Source organism: Marivivens sp. ABH4_498, assembly GCF_056160585.1.
Map to the genome: position 1 here is coordinate 1 of NZ_JBSWXL010000013.1, position 7494 is coordinate 7494.

A 7494-nucleotide genomic window follows, 5' to 3' on the forward strand; every position below is an offset into this window, starting at 1 on the left:
GGTTAGCCTACAACCGATATAGGTTTTCTTGCATTTCACGAAAGATTTGTTTCGCGAATTTCGTATCTCCCAGGCGTTCCTTGGCAGCGCCCAAGGTGCCATACCTGGCCTCGATAAAGCTTCGCAGTTTCACGGTGGCAAGCTCTCCTTCTCCTTCCTGCTCATAAGCATTTAGGATGCCTAGAAGGAAGGCGCGGACCTCTTCTTGATATTCTGCCATACTGCTGCTTCGAACAGCGTTAGCTCTCGTCACTCTGGTCAGTGGTGTACTGTCAAACAAGACAAATGCGAGAACGTCGAACAAATCACTATCTGGTGCGTCGATGAGCAGCCTAATATCTTCCATCCGTTCCGCATCGTAGCCTGCCTCTTCAAGCTTGGTGAGGAACTCTCCGCGTTTGTCTGGATCACTCCATGTATTGCGCAAAGTATCTTCATCAGGAACTAAGGTAGCCAGGTCTCCGAACAGCTTTGTCATCAACTCCATCGCTGACATCGGCTTTCCAGACGCATCCCAGTAGGATGTTGAGCGCAAATATCTGATGCTTCGCTCAGTTCCATCGCTGAGTTGGATCTTGATCATCTCTTTAGCGGGTTCGAGTGGCTCGGTAGGCTGTGGTGGTTCCCCAGGGGTACTCGGTTCCGGTGGTGGTGGGGGATTACCAGATGTGGGAGGTTCCGGCGGAATTGGTTCGCCATCCCACTCTGGATCTTCGAAGTTCTCATGAGCTTTGACAAAGTCCCAAATCGTAAAGAAGTCTTTGCCTTCGTAGGTGCGGGTTCCACGACCAATGATCTGTTTGAATTCGATCATGGACTTGATAGGCCGCATTAACACGATGTGCCGGACATTTCTGGCATCAACCCCAGTCGAAAGCTTTTGCGAAGTAGTAAGGATTGTCGGGATCGTCTTATCGTTATCCTGAAAATCACGAAGATGTTGTTCCCCAACGGCACCGTCTTCCGCAGTTACACGGTGGCAATAGTTCGGATTCGAGCTGCTGGATATTTCGTTGATCAAGTCTCTCACAAGTGCAGCATGGTTTTGCGTAGCACAGAAAACCAGCGTCTTCTGATTTTGGTTGGTGTTGTCCATGAACTCCTTCACGCGTGACTTTTCGCGTTCGGGAATTTCAATGATCCGGTTAATCTCAGCCTCACTGAACTTGTGGCCAGCCTCTACTTCACCCTGAAGCACATTATCCGCTGGGTCGTAGACGTATTCGTCGATTGTCGATGCCATCTGTCGGACCTTGAACGGCGTTAGGTAGCCGTCCTCGATGCCGTCCTTCAAAGCATAGGTATACACAGGGTCACCGAAATATGCATATGTGTCAGCGTTGGTTTGACGCTTGGGTGTTGCAGTCAGACCGAGCTGAACCGCTGGTTTGAAATACTCTAGAATACCTCTCCATTCGCTTTCGTCTTTGGCTCCACCACGGTGACATTCGTCAATGATAATGAAGTCAAAGAAGTCCTCGGGATAGGACTGGTAAAGCGCTTCATCTTCTCCAGTCATGAAGGTCTGGAAGATAGTGAAGAAGATACTGGCGTTCTTCGGCGCTCCCCCATGCTTCCGAACAGTCGCAGGGTCGATACGTGCGATAGCATCTGACGGAAACGCAGAGAACGAATTGTATGCTTGGTCCGCTAGAATGTTTCGATCAGCCAAAAACAGAATACGAGGACGCCGAGTAGGCTCTTTGGTGATGTTCCATTTGGATTGGAAAAGCTTCCACGCGATCTGAAAGGCTATAGAGGTTTTGCCAGTACCCGTGGCCAACGTCAGTAGTATTCGCTCCTCACCCTGAGCTATGGCTTCCAACGCAGCAGTGATAGCCTTGTGTTGATAGTAACGAGGCGACCACTTCCCACCTGCGTCTTCGAAAGGAATTGCGCCGAACCTTATCCGCCACTCATTGTCATCAGCAAAGGTCCGGTCCCATAGCTCTTGAGGTGTAGGAAAAGGAAGATTAAAGTCAGCTTCCGCTCCACGCTGCAAATCCATTTGACGCCATTCGATGCCGTTGGACGCAAAGGCAAAACGAGAGCCGAGCCGTTCGCCGTAATCCTTGGCTTGTCCGACGCCGTCCCGATGGCTCTTGCCCGCGCGTTTTGCCTCAAGAACTGCAAGCTTCTGACCCTGAAACTCTAGCACATAATCGCAGCTCAACCCCTTGCCGCGCTTGCCGCCTGTTTGGATGCGACCGGGACATATGACCTCCCTGCGAATCCGAGAACCTTCGATAACGCCCCAGCCTGCGTCTCGTAAAACAGGATCAATGCGATTGGCACGGGTATCGGCTTCGGTCTCGTCTTGAATGCTCATACCGACCTCACGGGAAATCTCTCCACGATCATGGAAATGGCTTCACCCCTTGTCAAAGGCGCGTATTCGAAAGCTGTGCTCTTTAGAAAGTATGCGGCCACCTTGGCCCTCTTGTCCTTCAGTATCTTCCCGAACGGGTCGACATCGACCGAACGGGTCATTTCCATCTGGAGTGCCGAACGGTGGTTCTGAATGTGCTCAGACAGCTTCGCCCGCGCGTCTGAGAGCCGCTTGGTTTCAGCGACTCCCGTCCTCGAGATTCCCCGAATGATTGGCTCCGTGGCGGCCAAGGCTCCGCCTACGGTTGCCGCCAATAAGAGTAGAGAATTCCCCACTGAAGGGAACACGAGGATGGTTGCTGCAATAATTGCGACCAAAACAATAGGTCCTAAGATGACATAGATCGCGACTTTTCTCATATTTTCGTCCGCTCAAAAATTTGGAGTAACGGAAACGAGCCGCCCGACTGGATGCGCCCAGGGCAGATAACCTCGCGACGCACCTTTGAGCCGTTCTGCCCCCAGCCCGCCGCCGCAAGGACGGGGTCAATGCGCTCGGCGCGGGTATCGGCTTCGGTTTCGTCGTGAATGCTCATCTTCTCTACTCGTTACGTCATGTTAATTCGCCCGCGAAGGCTTTCTGCAAAAGGGATTGGCGGAGATCGTCGAGGTCTTGCAGCTTGCTCAAGGCCTTGTTTTCCAATAGTTCGACCTTGACTTGAAGTTTCGCAAATTCTTCGGCAACTCTCATTTGCTCTTCAATTCTCTCAGGCATTCTTACAAAGAATGAACGCAAATCGCGCAGTAGCAAGTTTTTCTGGGCCGCTCCCGCACTTAGTTTCTGAAGATTCACTAGGTTTGCCCTGAGGCCTAGTTCGAGAAAGTTGCTGTCAATGACTTCGCGTTTAGGTTTGAGCACGGCAACACTCTTTTGGAATGTGGTGCGTTCAGTTTTCGGATCGTCCTGCGCGATTGCTGTACGGCCAATTGTTCCAGCGTTGGTAACCAGAACGTCACCTGCACTCAAATCTGTGCGTCTGTGCGTTTCTTGAAAGTCTGCAAAAGTGATTTGCCTAGAGCCATCGTAGTTCAGCGTTCCATTCTTTACGTCCTTGGCGCTCAGAAAGTAATAGCCTGAATCATCTTGATTCTCGCAGTCTCCATGTTTGCCATCGGTGATTAGGCTGCAAATATCCCCCATCTTCTTCTCAACCCAATCAGGACTGCCGACCAGAAACTGTGATGCGAGTTGGCTTTCTAAAATATCCCGCGCGTTTTGGAGGTTGGCTTCGGCGTGGGCGCGGGCGCGGGCCAGACCCTCGAAGGCCTCGTCCAGAACCGCAACAATCCGTTGTTGTTCTTCGAGTGGCGGGAGTGGAACAAGAATTCCAGATAACTTCTTTTGGTTAAGCTTCGGCTGAGCCATGCCGCTTACATAAGGCTCAAGTGAAATCGAGTTTAGGTAGAGCTCGACAAAGCGACGAGTGACTGCTTCGCCAAATCGTAGGACATGCGCGTGATTGTTGACCCACGTTTTGCCGGAAACCGAAAACGCAATCGGGTATGTTCGGGCTAGAAGATTTGCCCCATCTTCGGAAACGAGCAAAAGTGGCTCATCAAACAAGTAGTCCTTCACATGATCAACGACGCCAGATGCGCCGTAGTAAGGTACATCTCCTGACTCGCGTTTCGATTTCGTGATGGGAACACGTTTGCTATCAAGGTTTTCTGCTATCTCACCAAGGGGCTTCGTGGCCCATCCTGTCATTGCGACATCCCTCACAGCATCCCCCGAATGTCTTCGAGGATTTGCGCAGTCTCGGCGTCCCGCGTCAGCATGTCGGCGATGATCTCTTCGGGGGTGCGCAGCGCCTCGGCCTCGGGCGCGTTGGGATTCTTGACCGACAGGTCGTATGTGTCCTCGTCCAGATCGGCGCGGTTCACGAACCAGCTTTGCGATCCGTTTGCGCGGGTGCGTTGCAGTTCCACAAAATCTGCCAGATCGTTGTCGTTCAGCGGGTTTGTCTTTCCCAAGCTGCGACCTGGATCAAGTTGATAATACCATATGTCCCGTGTCGCTGCGCCCTTGGTAAAGAACAGCACAACAGTCTTGACGCCCGCACCCTGAAAGGTGCCTTGCGGGCAATCAAGGATCGTGTGGAGTTCACAACTTTCTAGCAGTTCCTTGCGCAAAGCCACCGAAGCATTGTCGGTGTTGCTAAGCACCGTATTTTTAATCACCACAGCGGCACGACCCCCAGCGCGAAGCTTGCGGATAAAGTGCTGGAGGAACAGGTAGGCTGTTTCACCCGTGCGGATCGGAAAATTTTGCTGCACCTCGCGGCGTTCCCCGCCCCCGAAAGGAGGGTTCGCCAGAATGATGTCGTGCCTGTCCTTTTCCTGAATATCCATCACGTTTTCATTGAGCGTGTTGGCGTGTATCAAGTTGGGCGCTTCGATCCCGTGAAGGATCATGTTCATGATGCCGATGATGTAGGCGAGGCCTTTCTTCTCTTGTCCAAAGAAGGTGTCGCGCTGCAGCGCTTCCCATTGGCTGGCAGTCAGGTTGTCTGTTCGCAGGTGGTCGTAGGCTTCGCACAAGAAGCCACCAGAGCCGCAAGCCCCGTCATAGATCGTTTCACCAATCTGTGGATCGACCACCTTGATCATGGCGCGGATCAGAGGACGCGGCGTGTAGTATTCGCCACCATTGCGACCCGCGTTACCCATGCGGCGAATGCGGGTTTCGTATAGTTCGGATAGTTCGTGGCGTTCGGCTTGGGTGTTGAAGCTCAGACCATCAACGACCTCAAGTACATCGCGCAGCACATAACCGGAGCGGAACTTGTTGCGAAGTTCGGTAAAGACCTCGCCGATCTTATATTCGATGGTGCGGGGACCTGCTGCGCTATCTCGGAACTTTGCGAGGTAAGGGAAAAGTTGGGTATCGACAAAGCTGACCAAGTCGTCACCAATAAGCGCAGCGTTGTGGTCAAACTCTCCATCTTTCTTCGGGGCGGCCCATTTGTCCCAGGTATAGTCGCCTTGAATAATTGGTTCATAGGGAAGACCATCCAGATCAGCGCGGTCACGACGCTCGTTCTCGTAGTCGTTTAGGTATTTGAGGAAGAGGACCCACGAGGTCTGTTCCACATAATCCAATTCGTTTGCGACACCCTCTTCTGACCGGAGGTGTTTCTCGATGGAGTTGAATGCGTTCTCGTACATATACCCTGCCTCATTCCGTTGCCTAGCATCTTCCACGACCAACCAGAGGATGCAAGACCCTCAGCTAGTACGCCCTTCTTGGTTAGAGGAGGTAGAAGTCTAACTTTGACTTAGTGGGGACGACCACGACGACGGGGATGAAGCTAGCGACGAAAGAGTTGGGGTGATGAGGACGAATTAGGTGCCACCATAGATGATTTCAGAGAGTCGGCTTCGGCCAATCCTGAGGTCTGAGCTTGTCTATAATCACCTAAGGAATGACACATGACCCAAACATTTGCGATGGCGAATGCATCAGGAACTAAGCTTCCACTCCCCCTCGTCGATAAAGAACAAAATCAAACTGTAGTTACGTCTTCCAATACTAATCTCTTTACGGAAAAGAGTACTACAGCTTCATCAGGCCTACGCTTGTTGACGATGCAAAGCTTGTTGGCCGAGTTTGATCGGATTGGCCATAAGATCGATTATGCCCAGTTTTCGAGTTTAGAGGAGGTGGTGGACTGTATGGTCGCCATGGCATCGTCTAATGCAGCTAACGTTGTCCACCTATCTAGTCTGGACCCAGGAATTGGAAAAACCTCAGCATGTATCCACTTCGTCCGAAACTTGGTCGCACTTCCAGAGTACAGCGAGGTCGGAGTACTAATCTGTTTGCCACGACTAGATGAGGTGAAGCGGCTTTTCTTTGAGTTGGGGTTGGACAACACGCAGGTCGCGTTGAAAACTAGCGATCCGGAGGTCAATGCCTTGACTAAAATGCCTTCGCATGAGGCTCAAGTCTTGATCACAACACATGAGCAAGTTCGTAGACTCACTAAGCGTCATGAAACCTTCGGCAATATAGAGTCCTTACACTATCGCGGTCAGCCTCGTCAGGTCCGCATCTGGGATGAAGCATATGCCCCACGGTCGGTCATTCAGGTCAGCTCTGACGATATTAACGCTCTGGTCTCCCGCCTGCGGTCCCCTTGTCCACAAGTTGCTGCCAAGCTGGAAGACCTTAATAAGCGTCTCCAAACTCAAGCCGCCGGTCCTTTCGAGGTTGGTGAGGTCTTCTCGGCATTCCCACCCGGTGTGATGGCGGATGTTTGGGCTGTGGTAGGAGAACGTACGACCAGCGAGACAACACTGCGGCATCTAATGGAGCTTGAGAACCGTACAGCGCGAAAGGCCGACGATAATACATTGGTTTCTACTCTGTTTAGCTGGTCTCAAGTTATCCCCGAGGACTTTGGCCCTGCTTTGGTGTTTGATGCGTCTGGCCGTGTCCGTAGCACTTACACTGCCTTTGAGCAGAACGGAGAACTATGTCGTCTCTCTTCGGCTCCAAAAGACTACAGCACCGTAAATGTGCATCTACATAAAATAGCAAGTAGCAGGAGCGCTTGGCATGAATGCAGGCCGGAATTAGTTTCCTACGTTGCAGGCATAATGAAGTCCAAACCAACTGCACGGTACCTGGTCATCTCTCATAAAGACGTCGGCGCTAAGAAACTGAAACCAGAGCTTGAGAGGGCAGCTCCTGGCGTCAAGTTTGACGTTTTGCGATGGGGTCAGCACCAAGGAACCAATGCATACGCAGACTACGACCACATAATCGTCGCTAGCACATTCTTTATTCCCGAAGGTGCTTATGAAGCTCTTGCTTACGCTTCTCTTGGCTTGGATGTCTCTCAACCGTTACCGGAGGGATTTCTCTCGGAATTGAAGCAAGGAGAACTGGCTGACCTGCTCTTGCAGGGCGTCTGTCGCGGTGCTTTGCGAGGCTGCAATGCTGGGATGGCAGTTCCATGTGAGGTCCACATTCTTGCGTCGGCGAGATGTCGTATGACCGACTTGGTCCCACGTCTCTTTCCAGGCTGCAAGATCAAGGTCAGCGCGGCTCGGAAGCCCAAAGTCACTCCCAAAATACAACAGGCCATTGACCACTGCAAA

Annotated in this window: 6 protein-coding genes; 1 reads left to right on the forward strand and 5 read right to left on the reverse strand. The window is 51.9% G+C overall.

The features are described from left to right. Window positions 1-7 precede the first annotated feature (7 nt). Genes hsdR through ACXAGA_RS16410 form a run of 5 tightly spaced genes read right to left on the reverse strand, consistent with a single transcriptional unit; the run spans window position 8 to window position 5556 of the window. The gene (gene hsdR, locus ACXAGA_RS16390; RefSeq protein ID WP_475118544.1) at window positions 8-2329 is read right to left on the reverse strand and encodes an EcoAI/FtnUII family type I restriction enzme subunit R; all 2322 of its coding nucleotides are present in this window, start codon (window positions 2327-2329) and stop codon (window positions 8-10) included. Further along, window positions 2326-2748 (reverse strand): hypothetical protein, encoded by a 423-nt coding sequence (locus ACXAGA_RS16395; protein WP_475118545.1) that lies wholly within the window; start codon window positions 2746-2748, stop codon window positions 2326-2328. Before ACXAGA_RS16395 ends, hsdR begins: the two co-directional genes overlap by 4 nt. Then, on the reverse strand, window positions 2745-2924 hold the full coding sequence (locus ACXAGA_RS16400) for a hypothetical protein (protein WP_475118549.1): 180 nt from the start codon (window positions 2922-2924) through the stop codon (window positions 2745-2747). The genes ACXAGA_RS16395 and ACXAGA_RS16400 overlap by 4 nt, the downstream gene beginning before the upstream one ends. A 17-nt stretch (window positions 2925-2941) precedes the next feature. Continuing rightward, window positions 2942-4096, reverse strand: a complete 1155-nt coding sequence (locus ACXAGA_RS16405) for a restriction endonuclease subunit S (RefSeq protein ID WP_475118546.1) — start codon at window positions 4094-4096, stop codon at window positions 2942-2944. An 11-nt stretch (window positions 4097-4107) separates the two neighbouring features. Continuing rightward, entirely contained in the window at window positions 4108-5556 is a 1449-nt protein-coding gene (locus tag ACXAGA_RS16410; RefSeq protein ID WP_475118547.1) for a class I SAM-dependent DNA methyltransferase, read from the reverse strand. A gap of 264 nt (window positions 5557-5820) precedes the next feature. Between ACXAGA_RS16410 and ACXAGA_RS16415 the strand changes: the two genes are divergently transcribed. After that, window positions 5821-7494 (forward strand): hypothetical protein (locus ACXAGA_RS16415; RefSeq protein WP_475118548.1); only part of this gene is annotated, 1674 nt, incomplete at its 3' end.